The organism is Streptomyces sp. NPDC002520, assembly GCF_053595235.1.
The window spans coordinates 245,215-264,788 of sequence record NZ_JBSFXG010000007.1; the positions used below are offsets into that span (position 1 = coordinate 245,215).

The window sequence follows — 19,574 nt, forward strand, 5'->3', positions numbered from 1 at the left end:
ATCAGGGTCGGCTCAGGGTTCTCAGGGATACGGTGACCGCATGACCGACGGCATGTCCGAGATGACCAGCCTGGAGCGCACCGCCCTCTACAAGTCCCTCGGCAACCCCCTGCGCCGCCGGATCCTCGAGTACCTCGGCCGGCACGGCGAGGCGAACTCCACCGTCCTCGCCCGCGAACTCGGCGAGAGCTCCGGCACCACCAGCTACCACCTGCGCAAACTCGCCGAGCAGCGACTCATCGAGGAGATCCCCGAGAAGTCCGGCGGCCGCGAGCGCTGGTGGCGGGCACTGCCCTTCAGCCACACCACACCCGACCCCGCCGCCATGACCCCCGAGGAGTACGCGGCCGCGGCCCAGCTCGCCCACCTCAAGATCGAGGTCGACACCGCCCTCTTCCGCCGCGCCCACCAGGAGTACCGGGGCCCCGAGGGCTGGGCCCAGGTCCAGCGCCACGGCACCTGGATGACCAGGGACGAACTCCTCGCCTTCATGCGCGACTACCAAGCCCTCCTCGCCCGCCACGGCCACCCCCGCGAGGACGCCCCGGAGGAGGCGCGCCCGGTGTCGATGCGCTTCTACGCGGTGGCGGAGCCCGTGGGAGAGTGGAACGGTGAACCGACTGGCCCATGAGACGTCCCCGTACCTGCTCCAGCACGCCGACAACCCCGTCGACTGGTGGCCCTGGTCGGCCGCGGCCTTCGACGAAGCCCGCAAGGCCGGTAAACCCGTACTGCTGAGCGTCGGTTACAGCAGCTGCCACTGGTGTCATGTCATGGCTCATGAGTCCTTCGAGGACCAGGCCACCGCCGACTACCTCAACGACCACTTCGTCAGCGTCAAGGTCGACCGCGAGGAACGCCCCGACGTCGACGCCGTCTACATGGAGGCCGTGCAGGCGGCCACCGGGCAGGGTGGTTGGCCGATGACGGTGTTCCTGACGCCGGAGGCCGAGCCGTTCTACTTCGGGACGTACTTCCCGCCCGCGCCCCGGCACGGGATGCCGTCCTTCCGGCAGGTGCTGGAAGGGGTCCGGCGGGCCTGGGACGAGCGGCGGGAGGAGGTCGGTGAGGTCGCCGGGAAGATCGTGCGGGATCTCGCGCAGCGGGAGATCGGGCATCAGGGCGGCGAGGCGCCGGGGGAGCAGGAGCTCGCGCAGGCGTTGCTGGGGCTCACCCGTGAGTACGACCCGCAGCGCGGCGGATTCGGTGGGGCGCCGAAGTTCCCGCCGTCCATGGTGCTGGAGTTCCTGCTGCGGCATCACGCGCGGACCGGTGCCGAGGGTGCGTTGCAGATGGCGCGGGACACGTGCGAGCGGATGGCGCGGGGCGGGATCTACGACCAGCTGGGCGGTGGGTTCGCGCGGTATTCCGTGGACCGCGACTGGGTGGTGCCGCACTTCGAGAAGATGCTGTACGACAACGCGCTGCTGTGCCGGGTGTACGCGCATCTGTGGCGGGCCACCGGTTCCGATCTGGCACGTCGGGTCGCGCTGGAGACCGCGGACTTCCTGGTGCGTGAACTGCGCACGGATCAGGGCGGGTTCGCCTCCGCGCTCGACGCCGACAGTGAAGACGAGGGCGGGCGGCACGTCGAGGGGGCGTACTACGTGTGGACGCCCGAGCGGCTGCGGGCCACGCTCGGGGAGGCGGACGGTGACCTCGCCGTCCAGTACTTCGGCGTGACCGACGAGGGCACCTTCGAGCACGGCCAGTCGGTGCTGCAACTCCCGCAGACAGAGGGCCTGTTCGACGCGGACAAGATCGCGTCCGTCAAGGAGCGGCTGCTGGCGGAGCGGGCGCGGCGGCCGGCACCGGGCCGGGACGACAAGGTCGTCGCCGCCTGGAACGGGCTCGCGATCGCCGCACTCGCCGAGACCGGCGCCTACTTCGGCAGGCCCGACCTGGTCGAGGCCGCCGTCGGCGCCGCCGACCTGCTCGTACGGGTGCACCTGGACGAGCACGCGCACCTCGCGCGCACCAGCAGGGACGGCCGGGTGGGCCCCAACGCCGGTGTGCTGGAGGACTACGCCGATGTCGCGGAGGGCTTCCTGGCGCTGGCGGCCGTGACTGGGGAGGGGGTGTGGCTGGACTTCGCCGGGCTGCTCCTGGACCACGTGCTCGCGCGCTTCGCCGACCCGGACAGCGGCGCCCTGTTCGACACCGCGTCCGACGCCGAACAGCTCATCCGGCGGCCGCAGGACCCCACCGACAACGCCACCCCCTCGGGCTGGACCGCCGCGGCCGGCGCGCTGCTGGGCTATGCCGCGCACACCGGCTCCGAGGAGCATCGGACCGCCGCCGAACGGGCGTTGGGTGTCGTACGGGCGCTCGGGCCGCGCGTGCCCCGGTTCATCGGCTGGGGGCTGGCCGTGGCCGAGGCGCTGCTCGACGGGCCCCGGGAGGTCGCGGTCGTCGGACCGTCCCTCGCCGACGAGGCGACGGTCGCGCTGCACCGGACCGCTCTGCTCGGCACCGCGCCGGGCGCGGTCGTCGCCGCCGGGACCGCGGACAGTGACGAGTTCCCGCTGCTCGCCGACCGCCCGCTCGTGGACGGCCGGCCGGCCGCGTACGTCTGCCGCAACTTCACCTGTGATGTCCCGACGACGGATCCGGAGCGGCTGGGGGCGACGCTGAAGGCCCGCTGAGCGACGCTGCACATGGCTGGGGCAGAACCACTACGGACGGCTGAAGGCCGACGGCGGGGACGATCCGCTCGGCCTCGACCGGAGCCGGAACGGAATCGCGTGTGAACGGGGAGACGCGAGCAGGCGCTGAGCGCTCCGCCGGACACCTGGTGCGTCATCCCCGGGTCCGTCGTGGCCGGTCGCGCGGTTCCCCGCGCCCCTTCGGGGAGCTGCCGGACCGCAGCGGACTTCGCCGGACCTGTTTAACCGTGCTCCGCCAGGGCGCGTTCCACGATCGCCTCCAGCTGGTCGTGGTGCGCGCCCTTCCAGTACGCGCGGCCGCAGTCCGCGCACTGCGCGAACACGTCGTACGTGCGCTGGGTGCCGTGCTTGAGCTGGTCGGCGACCTCGTCCTTGGTGGCCTCCTTCAGCAGGCCGTTGCACGCGGTGCAGCGGGTCCAGGGGCGCAGGCCCGGGGCGAAACGGTCCAGGACGTCGTGGAGCTGGTCATCGGGGCGGGTGCTGTAGACGTAGGCACCGGCGAACAGTTCGCGGCGGCGCAGCAGGCCGCGGTCACGGCTGAGCATGACCCGCTTCTCGGCGGCCGAGCGGGCGGCGAGGGCCGGGTCGCCGATGTCGGTGGCCTCGTACGCGGTGTCCACGCCGAGCAGGCGCAGCCGGCGGGCGAGGGTGCCGAGGTGGACGTCGAGGAGGAAGCGGAGCGGGGCGCCGGTGATCCGCTGGGGGCGCTCGACGCCGCGGACCTCGACCGTGTCGCCCGCGACCGGGACGTACGAGGTCGGCACCTCGCGGCCGTTGACCCACAGGGCTCCGACCTCGGTCAGCGGGACCCCGGCCGACTCCACGACATGGCCCAGGGTGGAGACGCTGTCGGTGGCGAGCGGGACGACGTCCCGGCGTCGCGCGCTCGGGACGAACACGGCCAGGCCGGAGGCGAACTCGACGTGGATCTCGGGACCGTTCACCCGGTCAGGATGTCACGGCAGGGGGCGCCGGGCTCAGGCGTTTTCGGTGGGCAGGCCGTGCTCCAGGACGGCCAGGCCCTGCGTCACCAGATCGAGGAGGTCGTCCTCGAAGCCGCGCTCGGCCCAGTACAGGTAGACCTCCATCAGGCCGCCGGCCACGGCCGTCGCGCAGACGCGGACCTGGAGGCCGTCCGGGTCCAGGCCGGAGCGCTCGGCGAGGACGGCGCGGAGCAGGCGGCCGGTCCCCGACATGCTCTCGACCATCCGGGCGCGGACCGCGGGGACCTGCACCCCGAGGCGCGCGCGGACGCGGAGCACCTCGGGGTCGTCCTCGGCCATCGCCTCGACGGCCTTGCCGATCACGTGCCGCAGCGAGTCCGTCCATGACTCGCCGGCGGGCCGGGCGCGCAACTCCTCGGCCATCAGGGGGTCGTACTCGTACCGGAGGACGATGTCCTCCTTGGTCGGGAAGTAGCGGAAGACGGTCGACGGCGACACCTCGGCGCGCTCGGCGATCTGCTCGATCGTCGTGGCGTCGTACCCCTGTTCCTTGATCAGCGCGTAGGTCGCGGTGCGGATCGCCTCGCGGGTCCTGATCTTCTTGCGTTCGCGCAGGCCCGGCCGGGGTTGGTCGGCGGGGGAGAGGGGGGAGCGTGCGGCCGTCATGGGGTCATTCTCCGCGATCACGCGTCGCCCATGAAGTGAAAGTCGGTGCCGAAATGGAGTGAATGTCAAACAATGGTGACTTTCGGGCGCACGAAAACGGCCACGGCTCGCGAGCCGTGGCCGTGGGATGGGGTGCGGGGGTCACGCGTGCTGGTACGCCACCAGGGAGATGCCGACGTAGTGGACGACGAAGGCGGCGAGGGTGAAGGAGTGGAAGACCTCGTGGAAGCCGAACCAGCGCGGTGAGGGGTTCGGACGCTTGATGCCGTAGATCACGCCGCCGGCGCTGTAGAGCAGGCCGCCGACGATCACCAGGACGAGGACGGCGATGCCGCCGGTGCGCATGAAGTCGGGCAGGAAGAAGACCGCGGCCCAGCCCATCGCTATGTAGCAGGGGGTGTAGAGCCAGCGCGGGGCGCCGACCCAGAAGACCCGGAAGACGATGCCCGCGGCGGCCGCGGCCCAGATGCCCCACAGCAGCCACTGCCCCTTCGCGCCGGGCAGGAGCAGCAGGGTGAGCGGGGTGTAGGTGCCCGCGATGATCAGGAAGATGTTGGCGTGGTCGAGGCGGCGCAGGACGCCGTCCATCCGGGGGCTCCAGTTTCCCCGGTGGTACAGCGCGCTGACACCGAACAGCAGGCAGGCCGTGAGGGCGTAGATCCCGCAGGCCACGCGGCCTCTGGGGGAGTCGGCGAGCGCGGTGAGCACCAGGCCCGCGACGAGGGCGGCCGGGAACATGCCGAGGTGCAGCCAGCCACGGAGCCGGGGCTTGGCCGCGAGCGGCAGGGAAGGCGCGGCGGGACCGCGGCCGGCGGCCGGCGTGTCCGTGGGCGCGTCGGGGACGGACGCAGTCATGGCCCGCATGGTACCTACGCCACCGTAAGTCACGCGTCAGCGCGTCCCGGTGAACGGACGCAACGCAAAAAGTCCTTCCGTTGAACTCCATGTGCACGCAAAGAATCCTGGAAACCGTGGGATTCCTCACGTCGCTCACCTGTGATGCCCTCTGGACAGATGGGCACTAGAATCGGATGATCAAATGAGAGCAGTCGGCACCGGATGAGCGGCTACGAAGCGTCCGGGTCGCGGCCCCCACGGGGCGTTGTACACAAAAATCCCTCAATTAGGAGCAATCGTGGCGCGCGACATCGCGGCTCCCACCGGCATCCCCACCCAGCACAAGGACCTGATCTCGTGGGTCAACGAGATCGCCGAACTGACCCAGCCGGACAAGGTCGTCTGGTGTGACGGATCCGAGGCCGAGTACGAGCGACTGAGCGAGGAGCTTGTCGAGAAGGGCACCTTCAAGAAGCTCGACCCGATCAAGCGCCCCCACTCCTACTACGCGGCCTCCGACCCGACCGACGTCGCGCGCGTCGAGGACCGGACCTTCATCTGCTCCGAGAAGGAGGAGGACGCCGGCCCCACCAACCACTGGAAGGCCCCCGCCGAGATGCGGGAGATCTTCTCGGGTGAGAAGGGCCTGTTCCGCGGCTCCATGCGGGGCCGCACCATGTACGTCGTCCCGTTCTGCATGGGCCCGCTCGGCTCGCCGCTGTCCGCGATAGGCGTGGAGATCACCGACTCCGCCTACGTCGCCGTCTCCATGCGCACCATGACCCGCATGGGCCAGGCCGTCCTGGACGAGCTGGGCACCGACGGCTTCTTCGTCAAGGCCGTGCACACGCTGGGCGCCCCGCTGGAGGAGGGCCAGCAGGACGTGCCGTGGCCCTGCAACCAGACCAAGTACATCTCGCACTTCCCCGAGAGCCGCGAGATCTGGTCCTACGGCTCCGGCTACGGCGGCAACGCGCTGCTCGGCAAGAAGTGCTACGCGCTGCGTATCGCCTCCGTCATGGCCCGTGACGAGGGCTGGCTGGCCGAGCACATGCTGATCCTCAAGCTCACCCCGCCGCAGGGCGAGTCCAAGTACGTCGCCGCGGCCTTCCCGAGCGCCTGCGGCAAGACGAACCTCGCCATGCTGGAGCCGACGATCTCCGGCTGGACGGTCGAGACCATAGGCGACGACATCGCCTGGATGCGCTTCGGCGAGGACGGCCGCCTCTACGCGATCAACCCCGAGGCCGGTTTCTTCGGCGTCGCGCCCGGCACCGGTGAGCACACCAACGCCAACGCGATGAAGACCCTGTGGGGCAACGCCGTCTTCACGAACGTCGCGCTCACCGACGACGGCGACGTGTGGTGGGAGGGCATGACCGAGGAGTCGCCCGCGCACCTCACCGACTGGAAGGGCAACGACTGGACGCCGGCGTCCGGGACCCCGGCCGCCCACCCCAACGCCCGCTTCACCGTCCCCGCCTCGCAGTGCCCGATCATCGCGCCCGAGTGGGAGGACCCGAAGGGCGTGCCGATCTCGGCGATCCTCTTCGGCGGCCGCCGCGCCAGCGCCGTCCCCCTGGTCACCGAGTCCTTCGACTGGAACCACGGCGTGTTCCTCGGCGCCAACGTGGCCTCCGAGAAGACCGCGGCCGCCGAGGGCAAGGTCGGCGAGCTGCGCCGCGACCCCTTCGCGATGCTGCCCTTCTGCGGCTACAACATGGGCGACTACATGGCCCACTGGGTCAACGTGGCGAAGGACAAGGACCAGTCCAAGCTGCCGAAGATCTACTACGTCAACTGGTTCCGCAAGAACGACGAGGGCAAGTTCGTCTGGCCGGGCTTCGGCGAGAACAGCCGCGTCCTGAAGTGGATCGTGCAGCGCCTGGACGGCGCGGCCGAGGGAGTCGAGACCCCCATCGGCATCCTGCCGACCAAGGACGCCCTGGACACCGACGGCCTCGAACTGTCCGACTCCGACCTGGACTTCCTGCTCAAGGTCGACACGGAGGTCTGGCGCGAGGAGGCGGCGCTCGTCCCCGAGCACCTCAACACCTTCGGCGACCACACCCCGAAGGAGCTGTGGGACCAGTACCGCTCGCTGGTGCAGCGTCTGGGCTGAGCCCCGCACCCCTGAAGACTCCACGGCCGGTTGGGATGCCCTGACCAGTGATCGTCACGGCCGGCCGTGGTGGACAGCGGCGAGGCCGCGCACAACGGAGTGCGGGGCCCTGGGCCTGTCGCCGTCCGTCCCGTCCGCCCCGACGGGAACGGACGGCGACAGGCCTTCGCCCATTTCCCCTTGATCACAAATCTTCACGGCTGTTTCATATTCCTTGACGAGTGCTTTGCCGGTACTCGACTCAGCCTGTGGGGGGCACAGTTGAATAAAGTTCATCGTTCGGGACGCCTCGCTGCCACCGCGCTCGCCGCGACGCTCGCCGGAGCCGGTCTGACCGTCGCCGTGGCGCCCGCGGCCCACGCGGCCGCCTCCGACGCGGTGGTCAAGCTGCCGATGTCGTCGTACGGGGCGATCGCCGTCGACAACGTGCATCAGCGCGTCTTCGTCTCGGACAGCAACACCGACTACTACCTCAACAAGGGCACCATCGCCGTCTACAGCTTCGACGGCGAGCGCCTCACCACCATCCAGACCCCGTACCACGTCTCGGGTCTGGCTCTCAACGCCGACAGCACCAAGCTCTACGCGGGGCTGCGCGAGCAGATCCAGACGTACGACACCACCACCTTCGAGGCGGCCACCGTCGCCGGCACCTACACCGACACCTGCGGCCGGGAACTCGCCTTCTCCGGCGGGCAGTTGTACGTCACCACGCCGTACTCGCAGTACGTGGGCGCGTGCGGCTACGCGGCGCAGACCAACCTCGACGGCATCGTGAACGGCGTGTACACGCGCACCGGCTGGAACGACTACGGCAAGCTCAAGATCGAGGCCGGCCCCGGCGACCGGATGCTGATGGGCCAGCCGCGCAACGACAACGCGGCCAACCCCTTCGTCGCGGTGTACGACACCGCGGGCGGCTCCCTCGTGCGAGGCGCCGCCCGCCGCTTCGCCGACAGCACGGGCAACGGCGCGCTCGACCTGAAGGACATGGCGTTCTCCGCCGACGGCAGCAAGGTCGCCGTGGCCGACGCCGCCTACGGCACCCGGCTGCTCGACACCGGCGACCTGTCGGACGCGGCGAACGGCTACCAGCCGCTCCCGGCCGGTGCCACCGCCAGCTCGGTCGCCTTCAGTGGCGACGGAAAATACGTCGCGCGCGGCGCCGCGGCCACCGGCGCCACACCCGACCTGCTGATCCAGCCCGCCGACCCCACCGACGCGACCGCCCCGCTGGAGTTCGTCTTCGAGGGCTCCCTGGACGGCGACCGGGTCGCCCCGCGCGGCATGGAGTGGGCGGCCGACGGCTCCCGGCTGTTCGCGGTCACCACCAACGCCGCCGGGACCCAGTTCTGGCTGCACATCGTCCAGCCGCCGGCCGTCCAGTACGACACCCGCCTCACCGCAGGCCTCACCCACAGCCCCGCCCAGGCGGTCGCGGGCGAGCCGCTGTCGGTGCGCGGCAGGCTGGAGCTCGACGGACCCGCGCCCGGCACCCCGGCGAAGGTCACGGCGACCCGCACGGACGCGAACGGCAGCCACGACCTGGGCACCTTCCCCGTCAAGGCGGACGGCACCTTCACGGTCCTCGACGAGCCCGACCTCGTCGGCGACGCCACGTACACGGTGTCCTTCCTCGGCGACCTGACCCACCGGCCCGCCGCGGACGTCACGCACACCGTGACCGTCGCCAAGGCGCCGACCTCGATCGCGCTGACCGCCCCGGCGCAGGCGACGCTCGACGGCGTCCACCTCACCGGCACCTTCACCGCGCAGGGCAAGGCGCTGCCGGACCGGGCGGTGCTGAAGGTCGTACGCACCGACAAGCTCGGCACCGGCACGCTGTCGTCGGTGACCGTCGCGGCCGACGGCACGTTCACCGTCGACGACATCCCGCGCGCCCGGCGCGCGGTGACCTACACGGTGAGCTGGCCGGGCGACGACCTGCACGTGGGGTCCGAGGCCTCGGTGACGGTCGAGGTCACGCGCTGATCCCGCCGCCCCCGCCCCGCTCCTCCAGATAGCGGGTGTGGGTCTCCTGGCGGCGGGCCTCGGTCTCCCGCAGGTCCGCCGCCAGCCGTCCGGCCTCGTCCCGCAGCAGCCCCAACTGGCGTTCCAGATGGCGCTCCGGGGCCTCCTGTCCCGGGGCCAGCCGGGTCCACCACCGGGTCCGCACGAACGTGTCGACCGCCTCCGGAAGGTCCTGCCGCACCACCCGGGAGAGCGTGTGCACGCCCTCCGGGTCATGGGCGAGCAGCTCGGTGCCCCAGTCGCGGTCGAGCAGCGCGGCCAGCAGTCCGGTCAGCTCGGTGAGCAGGCCCTCGGCGGCCGGCGGCAGCTCGACGTCGGCGAGGTAGCCGCCGAGCCTCTCGAAGTCGCCGCGCACCGCGTCCAGTTGGGCGGACGGATCGGGGAAGTCGGGCAGCGCGGGCCGCTCCGGCGGGGCGATCAGCGCACCAGCGCCGTACAGCCCGGCGACCACGACCGGCCAGTACGCGCCCGCGACCCCGGTGAAGGTCAGCACCAGACCGGCCAGGCCGCAGGCGGCGCCGGTGAGGTTCTTGCGGGACTCGAGATAGCCGAGGACCTTACTGGTAGCCACGGATCTCCTTGAAGGCGCCGTCCAGCGAGCCGTGCCGGGCGTCGAAGAGACGGCCGCCGGTCAGGTCGGCGATGTGCGACAGCTCCGCGCGGTCGGAGTCGCCGAAGAGGATCGGGAAGACGGGGATGTCCCGCCGGGTGCCGGTGAGCCGGCGGTAGAAGCCGTCGAAGTCCCCGGCCTTCGCACCGGTGGTGTTCTCGCCGTCGGTCATCAGCACGATCGAGGTGAACGTGTCGCGGTCGGTGCCCAGATGGTCGTAGGCCTTCTCCAGCGAGGTGTAGATCGCGGTGTCGCCGTCCGCGTCCAGGGCCGCCGTGTCCCGCCGGATGGCGTCGAGACCGGCCTTCGGGTCCGCCGGCTCCACGACGTGCGTGCGCACGCTCTTCACGTCCGAGCCGAACGGCATCAGCGTGACCTCCTCGCGGTCGCGGAAGTCGGCGGTGAGACCGGTCAGCGCCTTCTTCAGCGACGACAGCCGCTCGCCGTCCATCGAGCCGGAGGTGTCGAGGACGTACACCGTCCGCGAGGGCCGGCGCAGCTCGTTCTCGTACGAGTCGAGAAGGCCGTCCGCGACGGAACGGCTGCCCGGGAAGGGCAGTTCGCGCCGCCGCTCCGTGTCCAGACCGGACGCGGGCGGCACCGAGGCGACCACCGGCCGGCGGTGGGTGGTGCCGGTGATGAGCTTCTGCACCGCGGGGGTGCGCAGGTCCTCCACCACCTTGCGGACGTCCTCACGGGTGCGGACACCGGTGGCGGCCAGCGAGGAGAGCGGGTAGTCGGCGGTGACGACGCCGTCACGGGGGCGGATCACGGTCAGGCCCGGGATGCCCTTGAGAACGGACTCGTAGTTCAGCAGGGCGTCGACCGTGCCGCGCCGCTTGTACGCCGTCGCCAGCCAGCCCGACGAACCCGACGTCAGCTTCTGCCCCTTGAAGAACTCCTTCAGCCGGGGCGTCGCCTTCGCCACGTCCGCGTCCGTCAGCGCGGACTGCGCGCCGGACAGGGCCGAGGCGACCGACACGAGGGTGGAGAACCCGGAGTTGGAGCGGGCGGGGTCGGTCATGCCGTACGTCAGTTTCCCGTCCTGCACGGCCTGCTCGATCCGCGACCAGGTGACCTGCTCGGGCTTCCAGCCGAGCGCCTGTACGGTGGCCGGTTTCACCCCGATGGCGACCGGGCTGGACATGACCGGTGTCTCCGAGACCACCTTCTTCGCCGCCTCGGGGCGCAGCCGCAGATAGTCGTCCGAGGACAGCCACAGCGCGTCGTACGCCCCGTCGGCCTTGCCCCTGGCGACCAGGTCGACGGCGTCCAGGGTGCCCATGTAGGTGGGCCGGACGGTGATGCCGGTGTCCTCGCGGACGCGGTCGAAGACGGCCCTCATGTCGCTGAGTTCGCTGGAGGCGAGGACCCGGAGAGTGCCGGGCTTCGGGGCCGCGGGGTCGTCCTTGTGCTCCTGGCCGGTCGTGCAGCCGGTCAGCAGCGCGGCCGTGACGGTCAGGAGGGCCAGTGCGCGCCGTCTCATCCGAGTCCCCCCTCCAGCGCGCCCTGCGACCGGCTGCGCTCCAGGTACGCGCTCGCGTGCTGGAGCTCGTCCGTCAGCGACTGGACCGTGGAGGCCATCACCTCGGTCGCCTGCACCTTGTAGGTGTCGATGGCGTCCAGGGTGCGGTAGATCTGCTGGAACGCCGAGCGCAGCGTCTCCGCGCCGACGGCCGGGTCGGCGGCGATGCGCTGGATCTCCCCGCTCTGCGTGGCGAGCATCTCCGAGTTGGCCCTGATGAGGTCCTCGGTCGTGCCGCGCAGGGCGTTGACCTGCTCGACCACCTTCTTCTGGTTGTCGAGCGCCGAGGCCAGCATCACCGAGATGCGCAGGGCCGAGACGGTGGTCGTGGCCGCCCGGTCGACGCCCTTGATCAGCTCGTCGTTGTTACGGCGTACGACGTCCATGGCGAGGTAGCCCTGCGCGCACACCGCGAGCTGGGTGAGCAGGTCCTGGTGCTTCTGCCGCACCGGGAAGAGGACGTCGGCGCGCAGGTGGTCGGCCTGCCCGGGGTCCGGGACCCCGGCGATGTGCTCCTCGACGGCGGTGTCCAGGGCCTCGGTGAGGACGACGTACTCCTGGAGCTTGCCCATGGTCTCCCACAGCCGCACCCGCTCGGTCTGCAACGCGGCGTTGTCCCGGCGCAGTTCGTCCTGCCCGCCGCGCAGCGAGCCGACGATCCGGTTCAACGTGCCCTGGGAAGAGGCGTACTTGGCGACATGGTCGCGCAGCTTGTTCCCACCGGGCAGCTTGGACAGGAACTTGCGCCCCTTGCTCGCCGGCAGGTCCCGCGGGTCCAGGTCCTCGACCACGCGCCGGAGTTCGACGAGCGAGCCGGCGACCTTGCCCTGGGCGTCGCCGCCCTTGTCGGGCAGGCTGCGTACGGCCCGCTCCAGCATCCGGTTGGACTGGGCGGCCGCGGTGCGCATGTCGCCGGCGCCCAGGGAGGTGATCTCCCCGACCTTGCCCGCGAACTCGGGCGAGCGGGCGTCGAGCGAGGCCAGCCCGTCGACGTAGGCGGCGGCCTTGCGCGCCATGTCGGACCGTACGCCGTCCTCGACGGGCACCAGCCCGCCGGCCTTGTCCCGGGGCACGGGCCTGACGGCCTCGGGCGGGGTCAGCGTGAAGACGTCGTCGCCGCTGAGCGTGGGCGCGGGCTCACCGCCGCTCGGCACCATCTTGTCGAAGTTGCTCACAGGATCCCCCCGTCATCCGCGCGCCCGGCGGGCCATCTCGTGCAGCACCGCGGAGGTGGGCACGGGCGCCTGCCGGACGCCGGTCAGCTGCTGGTTGAGGTAGGCGGCGTGGGCCGCGGTGGCCGAGACGAACTCGGTGGCGTCGCCCTGCGGCCGGAACCCGTGCCGGGCCGCGAGCCTGCGCAGGGTGGGGTCGGTGCTGAGCAGTTCCCCGAGCGCGCGGCCGTTCGCGTCGAGCGCCACGACCGTGTGGTCGCTGTTGACCGTGGTGTCCGGGTACAGGACCACGAGGTCGTCCGCGCCGGTGCCGTGCTGCTCGGCGAGCATCGAGGCGACCTGGGACTCGTACACCAGCACCAGGGGGTTCCCGGCGCCGCTGATGAAGTCCCTGAAGACCGCGTCCGAGCTGGACTGCTGGGCGCCCTGCACGCTGACGAGCGTGTGCAGCAGGGGTGCGGTGCGGTCGATGTCGGCGTCGCTCGCGACCACCTTGCCGCCGTTGGCGACGTACGAGGCGGCGGCGAGGTAGAGGGCGCCCGAGTTGGAGGACTCCGGGTCGGTGCTCGCGACATAGAGGGTGCCGGTCAACTCCCCGTGCCGGGAGGCGCCCTTGAGCTGCTGCCAGGTGCGGTCGTGCCGGGCGGCGTCCAGGTAGGCGGCCATCTTCAGCGTGCCGCGGCTCTTGCCGTCGAGCGTGGCCAGCCCGTTGCCTGCGAGCACCTCGGCGGCGCTGCGGTGGGCCACGACCACGAGGGGCGAGTAGAACGGCCGGGGCAGCGGCTCCTGCACGTGGTACTTGGCGGCCAGCTGGTCGGCGGGCGCCTGACTGGACGGGAAGGCGAAGTCGTACCCCTTGAGGTCCAGGCCCTCCATGGCCCAGGACCCCGACGCCTCCGTCTTCACGGTGTAGCCCTTGGCGGCGAGGGCCTTCACCACGTCGGGATCGGCGAAGAAGTCTGCCTTCTCCGACCCGATCACTCCTCGCACGGTCTTCGTTGCCGTGCCCTTGTCCTCACCATGCCGCCCCGCGACGACAGCAGCCACCACGCCGCCGATCAGCAGGACCGCGAGGACGATTCCCGCGATACGTCTCACGCCGGGGATCGTGCTCGCGGAACCCAACATTCCCCGAGGCGGTCGGTGAACGGGGGGTGACATAACGGCACCGGCACTGCAACGCCCCGAGGGGCGCGGGGCTGTGTCGATATGCGGCTCCGCCGCGTGGGCGCGAGCAAGCACGAACAACCGGCAGCCGCAGGACGACACGAACTCCCACGGCGGAACGCACCCGGGATCAGGCCCACGCAGTGAATGGCGCCCGGGCCGCGCGTCGCTGCGGGTGCGCGCGGCCCGGGGCCGTCAGGGGGACCCGGAGGGGTCAGAGGGCCGCGCTCAGTTCCTTCGGGCCGGCGAGGGCGGCGGCGTGCGCGTCCATGCGTTCGGCGGACAGGATCGCCGCCGCCGTGTCGGCGCGGGACGCGGCGACGACCAAGGCGCGCCCCGCAAGGGCGTGCGCACGTCGGTGCAGGGCGGCGGGATCGCCGGTCGCGGCCGGCGTCGCGCGCAACGGATCGCGTCCGCCCCGCAGACGGCCGACCTCGCCGGCGAGGCGATCCGCGGCCGCGTCCAGGCCGGGGCACGGTGTCAGGGCGCGCAGGTCGTCGGTGACGGCGAGCAGCGCGGATAGGTGACCGGCCAGCTGGATGTCCAGCTCCTCCTCGCGCGACCGGTGGGGGAAGTCCGCGGGGGTGTCGGCCATCGTGCTGTGGACCGACTTGGTGCGGATCGGTTCGTACATGGGATGGCCTCCTGCGCTCTGACAGGAAACCATCCTAGCTTAGATTTCGTCTAAAGTTGAGTCGGGTCGCGGTGTGAGGTTCCGCGGCTACGGTTGGCCGTATCCGTCCAGGAAGGACCCGATCCGCGTCACCGCGTCCCTCAGGTCGCCCACCGTCGGCAGCGTCACGACCCGGAAGTGATCGGGTTCGGGCCAGTTGAAGCCGGTGCCGTGGACCACCATGATCTTCTCCCGGCGCAGCAGGTCCAGGACCATCCGCCGGTCGTCCTTGATCTTGAAGACCTTCGGATCGAGCCGCGGGAAGAGATACAGCGCACCCTTGGGCCGTACGCAGGTCACCCCCGGGATCTGCGTCAGCAGCTCGTACGCCGTGTCCATCTGCTCCTTCAGGCGCCCGCCCGGCAGCACCAGGTCGTTGATCGACTGGCGCCCGCTGAGCGCGGCGACGACCCCGTGCTGGCCCGGCATGTTCGCGCACAGGCGCATGTTCGCCAGGATCGTCAGGCCCTCGATGTAGGAGTCGGCGTGCGCGCGCGGCCCGGAGACGGACATCCAGCCGACGCGGTAGCCGGCCACCCGGTACGCCTTCGACATGCCGTTGAAGGTCAGCGTCAGCAGGTCGGGGGCGACCTTGGCGGTCGGGGTGTGCGTCGCGCCGTCGTAGAGGATCTTGTCGTAGATCTCGTCGGAGCAGACCAGCAGGTTGTGCCGGCGGGCGATGTCGGTCAGGCCCTTCAGCATCGCCTCGTCGTACACCGCACCCGTCGGGTTGTTCGGGTTGATGATGACGATGGCCTTGGTGCGGTCGGTGACCTTGCGCTCGACGTCGGCCAGGTCGGGCATCCAGTCGGACTGCTCGTCGCAGCGGTAGTGCACCGCCGTGCCGCCGGACAGGGAGACCGCGGCCGTCCACAGCGGGTAGTCCGGCGCCGGTACGAGCACCTCGTCGCCGTCGTCCAGCAGCCCCTGCATCGCCATCACGATCAGCTCGGAGACGCCGTTGCCGATGAAGACGTGCTCGACGTCGGTCTCGATGCCGAGGGTCTGGTTGTGCATCACGACCGCGCGGCGGGCGGCCAGCAGGCCCTTGGCATCGCCGTAGCCGTGCGCCGAGGAGACGTTGCGGAGGATGTCCTCCAGGATCTCCGGCGGGCACTCGAAGCCGAACGCGGCGGGGTTGCCGGTGTTGAGCTTCAGGATGCGGTGACCGGCCGCCTCCAGCCGCATCGCCTCCTCAAGCACCGGACCCCGGATCTCGTAACAGACGTTGGAGAGCTTGGTCGACTGGATCACCTGCATGTCCGTGAGCTTACGGCCAGGCACTGCCCGGTGCCCCGTGTTTTCCGCCACGCGAGACAAGGAAGGGTTTGGGCTGTTATCGCCGGTAACTGTCACACGTGTCACACGCGTCTCTACAATCCCCCCACATGACGACCGAACGCCCGCAGGGGGCGGGGGCGTACGGCGCGCACGGTGCGGGTGACGAGCCGCAGGCCCTGCCCAAGGTGTACCTCCCGCAGGAGGCCCCGGCCCCCTCGTACGAGGGATACGCCGACCCTGCCTCCGCCCACGGCTGGCAGAACGCGTATGACGAGACGCGCGAGCTGCCCGCGATATCCGAAGCGGCTGGGCCGTACGAGGTGGCCGGGCCGCACGGGGTGGCCGGGCCGCACGGGGTGGCCGGGCCGCACGGGGTGGCCGGGCCGCACGGGGTGGCGGAGCCGCACGGGGTGGCCGGGCCGCACGGGGTGGCCGGGCCGCACGGGGTGGCCGGGCCGCAAGATGCGCACGAGCCGCACGCGCCCCAAGCACCGCAGGCATCCCACGCGCCACACGCCTCCCATGGCTCGGACGATCCGGACGTCCTCGGCGACACCGTCGCACTCGAAGCCCTCGCCGCACTCGAAGCCCTCGCCGCGCCCGGCGCCCTCGCCGCGCCCGGGGCTCCCGCCATGCCCTCCGCCCCCTCCGAGCCGCACGGCCGGGCCGGTCGTCGGCGGCAGCGGCAGCGCCTCGGCCGTCGGCGGCTGGCGATCGTCGCCGGTGTGGTCGGCGTGGCCGGTACCGTCGCTGTGCTCGCCGGCCTGGGTGGCTCGGACTCCCCGGGCGGAGGGCGGAATCCCGCGAAGGGGGAGGGCGCCCCCGGCGCGTCCCGTACCGCGACCGAGCCGTCGGCCACCGGTTCCCCGGACGCCCCGGCCGGCACCGGTCGCGGCGCCTCGCCGTCCGCCACCCCCACCCCGACCGGCACCGCGCCCGGGCCGGGCGCGGGAGCCGCGAAGGCCGGCAGCCCGACGACGGCCGCACCCTCTTCGTCCGCCCCGGGATCGACCGCTCCCACATCCGCGACGGCGAACCCCTCCGCGACTCCCGCCACCCCCGGCGGCCCCTGGAACAAGGGGCGCGGCCACGGCCGCAAGCCCAGCTAGGACGAGCGGAACTGACGGTGCGTCGTGAAGGCTGTGCGCAGCCTTCACGGCCGACTCTTCGCCGACTCGGCGCCAGATCCTTGCCCACACGCGCCCCTGTCGTGAGAATGCTCATGACAATGACAGGCGACCGGAAGATCTCCGGTCGCCCACGTCGTAAGAGGGGACCCCCACATGAACAAGCCTCTCCTGGCCGCCCTGTCCGCCCTCGTGATGGCCGGGGTCGGCGCGGCACCCGCGGTCGCCGCACCGCAGGGCCACGCGGTCGAGGCCGCCAAGGCGGTGACCGTCAACTTCGCCGGGACGGTGTCGCTCAGCAACTGCTCCGGTTCCGTCGTCCGCTTCCCGGGCTCGGCGGACAGCGACCCCGCGCTCGTGATGACCAACGGCCACTGCCTGGAGACGGGCTTCCCGAGCCCGGGTCAGGTGATCACCGGCCAGTCGTCCAGCCGCAGCTTCGGCCTGCTGAACTCCTCCGGCTCCAGGATCGCGACCCTGCGCGCCAACCAGGTCGTGTACTCCACGATGACCGACACGGACGTCACGATCTACCGGCTGACCACCACCTACGCGGCGATCAAGAGCTCGTACGGCATCAGCGCGCTCACCGTGCAGAACACGCACCCGGCCGCGGGCACCGGCATCAAGGTCGTCTCCGGGTACTGGAAGCGGATCTACAGCTGCGACGTCGACGGGTTCGTGTACCGGCTGAAGGAGGGCGGCTGGACCTGGAAGGACTCGGTCCGCTACACCCCCGCCTGCAACACCATCGGCGGAACCTCCGGCTCCCCGGTGATCGACACCGCCACCGGCAACGTCGTCGCGGTCAACAACACCGGCAACGAGGACGGCCAGAGCTGCACCGAGAACAACCCGTGCGAGGTCGACGCGAGCGGCAACATCACCGTCCGCAAGGGCATCAACTACGCCGAGGAGACGTACCAGATCCCGGCCTGCTTCACGACCGGCAACAAGCTGGACCTGGCCGCGGCCGGCTGCGTACTCCCCAAGCCGTAGCCGTAGCCGTAGCCGTAGCCGTAGCCGTCGCCGTAGCCCTGGCCGTCGCGATAGCCCTGGCCGTCGCGGTAGCCGTAGCCGTGACGGTGGTCTAGACGGGCGTGCGGCGGACCGTCCGGCCCGCCAGGACATCCGTGCGCCGGCCGTCCTCGACGGCGAAACGGCCGTCGATCAGGACGTACGGGATCCCCGTCGGGGGCGTGCGGGGCTCGGCGAACGTGGCGCCGGGGGCGACCGTGGCCGGGTCGAACAGGACCAGGTCGGCCCGGTATCCCTCGCGTACCAGCCCGCGGTCCGGCAGACGCAGCCGGGCCGCGGGGCGCGCGGTGAGATGCGCGACGCACTCCTCCAGCGTCAGCACGCCCAACTCCCGTACGTAGTGGCCGAGATAGCGCGGGAAGGTGCCGTACGCCCGCGGGTGCGGCTTGGTGCCCTGGAGGATGCCGTCGGAGCCGCCGGTGTGCGCGCGGTGCCGCATGATCGTGCGGACGTTCTCCTCGTGGCCCACGTGCTGGAGGATCGTCGTGCCGAGGCGGTCCTCGACCAGCAGGCGCCGGGCGGTCGTCCAGGGGGTCTCGCCGCGCAGAGCGGCCGACTCCCGGACCGTACGGCCCACGAGATCGTTCAGCGCCGGGTCGGTCACGCCCGAGATCTCGATCGTCTCCCACTCCATGGGCACGCCGTGGCAGCCGTCCGAGCCGGTGACCTCCAGATCGTGCCGGATCCGCTCGACCGTCGCCGGGTCGGCGAGCCTGGCCAGGACCTCCTCCGGGCCGCCCTCGCTCGCCCAGCTCGGCAGCAGCGCGGCCAGGGTGGTGGAGCCGGGGGTGTAGGGGTAGGTGTCCAGCGTGATGTCCGCGCCCGCGTCCAGCGCCCGGTCCAGCAGCGCCAGCAGTTCGGGCGCGCGGCCCTCGTTCACACCGAAGTTCATGGTGGCGTGCGCCAGGTGCAGCGGGCAGCCCGCCTCCCGCGTCAGCGTCACCATCTCGGCGTAGGCCTCCAGGGCGCCGGCGCCGTAGGAGCGGTGGTGCGGGCAGTAGTAGCCGCCGTACGACGCCACCACCCGGCACAGCTCGGTCAGTTCGGCGTCCCCGGCGTACATGCCGGGCGTGTAGGTGAGCCCGGAGGACAGACCGACCGCGCCCTGCTCCAGACCTTCCGCGACCAGCCGCCGCATCCGCTCCAGTTCCCCGGGCGTGGCCGCGCGGTCCTCCCAGCCGACGGCGAGCGCGCGGAGCGTGCCCTGCGGGATGAGGTACGCGGCGTTCACCGCGATCCCGTGACCGTCGAACCCGTGGTCCAGCCGGTCCAGGTACTCGCCGACCGTCCGCCAGTCGAAGTCGATGTCGTCGCCGTACCCGTTCCAGCCGGTGATCGCCCGCCGCACCTCCTCCAGCGTGCGGTCGTCCACGGGCGCGTACGACAGCCCGTCCTGCCCGATGACTTCGAGCGTGACCCCCTGCGCCAGCTTCGCGCTGTGGTCCGGGTCGCGCAGCAGCGCGAGGTCGGAGTGGGCGTGCATGTCGATGAAGCCGGGGGAGAGGACCAGGCCTTCCGCGTCCAGCTCGCGCACGGCACGCGGCCGCTGGCAGCCGGCGGCCGCGGCTTCCTTGACGATCGAGACGACACGGCCGCCGTCGACCACCACGTCGGCGCGGTACGACGGCTGCCCGCTGCCGTCGACCACCTCCGCGTCACGGATGACCAGGTCCTCCACGAAAGGCTCCCAACTGCCTAGAAGAACGTGCCTGCCC

General features: G+C 71.4%; 16 protein-coding genes. 6 read left to right on the forward strand and 10 right to left on the reverse strand.

What is annotated here, in order from left to right; all coding sequences use genetic code 11:
- Positions 1 to 40 precede the first annotated feature (40 nt).
- Together ACWD5D_RS13625 and ACWD5D_RS13630 are read left to right on the forward strand one after the other, a co-directional pair.
- The gene (locus tag ACWD5D_RS13625) at positions 41 to 631 is read left to right on the forward strand and encodes an ArsR/SmtB family transcription factor (protein WP_451372837.1); all 591 of its coding nucleotides are present in this window, start codon (positions 41 to 43) and stop codon (positions 629 to 631) included.
- The gene (locus tag ACWD5D_RS13630; protein ID WP_451372838.1) at positions 612 to 2,645 is read left to right on the forward strand and encodes a thioredoxin domain-containing protein; all 2,034 of its coding nucleotides are present in this window, start codon (positions 612 to 614) and stop codon (positions 2,643 to 2,645) included. Before ACWD5D_RS13625 ends, ACWD5D_RS13630 begins: the two co-directional genes overlap by 20 nt.
- A 242-nt stretch (positions 2,646 to 2,887) precedes the next feature.
- Here ACWD5D_RS13630 and ACWD5D_RS13635 read toward each other — a convergent pair whose 3' ends face one another.
- The 3 genes from ACWD5D_RS13635 to trhA form a co-directional block, all read right to left on the reverse strand.
- The gene (locus ACWD5D_RS13635) at positions 2,888 to 3,610 is read right to left on the reverse strand and encodes a Mut7-C RNAse domain-containing protein (RefSeq protein ID WP_451372839.1); all 723 of its coding nucleotides are present in this window, start codon (positions 3,608 to 3,610) and stop codon (positions 2,888 to 2,890) included.
- Between the two features lie 33 nt (positions 3,611 to 3,643).
- Positions 3,644 to 4,276, reverse strand: coding sequence for a TetR/AcrR family transcriptional regulator (locus ACWD5D_RS13640; RefSeq protein WP_451372840.1), 633 nt, complete (start codon positions 4,274 to 4,276; stop codon positions 3,644 to 3,646).
- 141 nt (positions 4,277 to 4,417) lie between these two features.
- The gene (trhA, locus tag ACWD5D_RS13645; protein WP_451372841.1) at positions 4,418 to 5,131 is read right to left on the reverse strand and encodes a PAQR family membrane homeostasis protein TrhA; all 714 of its coding nucleotides are present in this window, start codon (positions 5,129 to 5,131) and stop codon (positions 4,418 to 4,420) included.
- Between the two features lie 280 nt (positions 5,132 to 5,411).
- On the opposite strand from trhA, the gene ACWD5D_RS13650 reads away from it, so the two are divergent.
- Together ACWD5D_RS13650 and ACWD5D_RS13655 are read left to right on the forward strand one after the other, a co-directional pair.
- Positions 5,412 to 7,235, forward strand: coding sequence for a phosphoenolpyruvate carboxykinase (GTP) (locus tag ACWD5D_RS13650; protein WP_451372842.1), 1,824 nt, complete (start codon positions 5,412 to 5,414; stop codon positions 7,233 to 7,235).
- Between the two features lie 261 nt (positions 7,236 to 7,496).
- Complete coding sequence (locus ACWD5D_RS13655) at positions 7,497 to 9,227, forward strand: Ig-like domain repeat protein (protein ID WP_451372843.1); 1,731 nt, start codon at positions 7,497 to 7,499, stop codon at positions 9,225 to 9,227.
- Here the strand turns inward: ACWD5D_RS13655 and ACWD5D_RS13660 are convergent.
- The 6 genes from ACWD5D_RS13660 to ACWD5D_RS13685 all read right to left on the reverse strand — a co-directional run bounded on the left by ACWD5D_RS13660 (position 9,217) and on the right by ACWD5D_RS13685 (position 15,673).
- A complete protein-coding gene (locus tag ACWD5D_RS13660; protein ID WP_451372844.1) occupies positions 9,217 to 9,837 on the reverse strand; it encodes a hypothetical protein in 621 nt (206 codons plus the stop codon). The genes ACWD5D_RS13655 and ACWD5D_RS13660 overlap by 11 nt on opposite strands.
- Positions 9,824 to 11,362: a substrate-binding domain-containing protein gene (locus tag ACWD5D_RS13665; RefSeq protein ID WP_451372845.1), complete on the reverse strand. Its 1,539-nt coding sequence runs from the start codon at positions 11,360 to 11,362 to the stop codon at positions 9,824 to 9,826. Before ACWD5D_RS13665 ends, ACWD5D_RS13660 begins: the two co-directional genes overlap by 14 nt.
- A complete protein-coding gene (locus tag ACWD5D_RS13670; RefSeq protein ID WP_451372872.1) occupies positions 11,359 to 12,558 on the reverse strand; it encodes a toxic anion resistance protein in 1,200 nt (399 codons plus the stop codon). The genes ACWD5D_RS13665 and ACWD5D_RS13670 overlap by 4 nt, the downstream gene beginning before the upstream one ends.
- A gap of 30 nt (positions 12,559 to 12,588) precedes the next feature.
- The gene (locus tag ACWD5D_RS13675; RefSeq protein ID WP_451372846.1) at positions 12,589 to 13,671 is read right to left on the reverse strand and encodes a hypothetical protein; all 1,083 of its coding nucleotides are present in this window, start codon (positions 13,669 to 13,671) and stop codon (positions 12,589 to 12,591) included.
- 283 nt (positions 13,672 to 13,954) lie between these two features.
- Positions 13,955 to 14,374, reverse strand: a complete 420-nt coding sequence (locus ACWD5D_RS13680) for an SCO4983 family protein (RefSeq protein WP_451372847.1) — start codon at positions 14,372 to 14,374, stop codon at positions 13,955 to 13,957.
- An 87-nt stretch (positions 14,375 to 14,461) separates the two neighbouring features.
- Positions 14,462 to 15,673, reverse strand: a complete 1,212-nt coding sequence (locus ACWD5D_RS13685) for a pyridoxal phosphate-dependent aminotransferase (protein ID WP_451372848.1) — start codon at positions 15,671 to 15,673, stop codon at positions 14,462 to 14,464.
- 128 nt (positions 15,674 to 15,801) lie between these two features.
- Here ACWD5D_RS13685 and ACWD5D_RS13690 point away from each other — a divergent pair, with 128 nt between their 5' ends.
- Together ACWD5D_RS13690 and ACWD5D_RS13695 are read left to right on the forward strand one after the other, a co-directional pair.
- Entirely contained in the window at positions 15,802 to 16,803 is a 1,002-nt protein-coding gene (locus ACWD5D_RS13690; protein ID WP_451372849.1) for a hypothetical protein, read from the forward strand.
- A gap of 174 nt (positions 16,804 to 16,977) precedes the next feature.
- Positions 16,978 to 17,820 carry a trypsin-like serine peptidase gene (locus tag ACWD5D_RS13695; RefSeq protein ID WP_451372850.1) on the forward strand — a complete coding sequence of 281 codons (843 nt, stop codon included), beginning with the start codon at positions 16,978 to 16,980 and terminating at the stop codon, positions 17,818 to 17,820.
- A 91-nt stretch (positions 17,821 to 17,911) separates the two neighbouring features.
- On the opposite strand, the gene ACWD5D_RS13700 is transcribed toward ACWD5D_RS13695, so the two are convergent.
- Complete coding sequence (locus ACWD5D_RS13700; protein WP_451372851.1) at positions 17,912 to 19,537, reverse strand: N-acyl-D-amino-acid deacylase family protein; 1,626 nt, start codon at positions 19,535 to 19,537, stop codon at positions 17,912 to 17,914.
- Between the last annotated feature and the right edge of the window lie 37 nt (positions 19,538 to 19,574).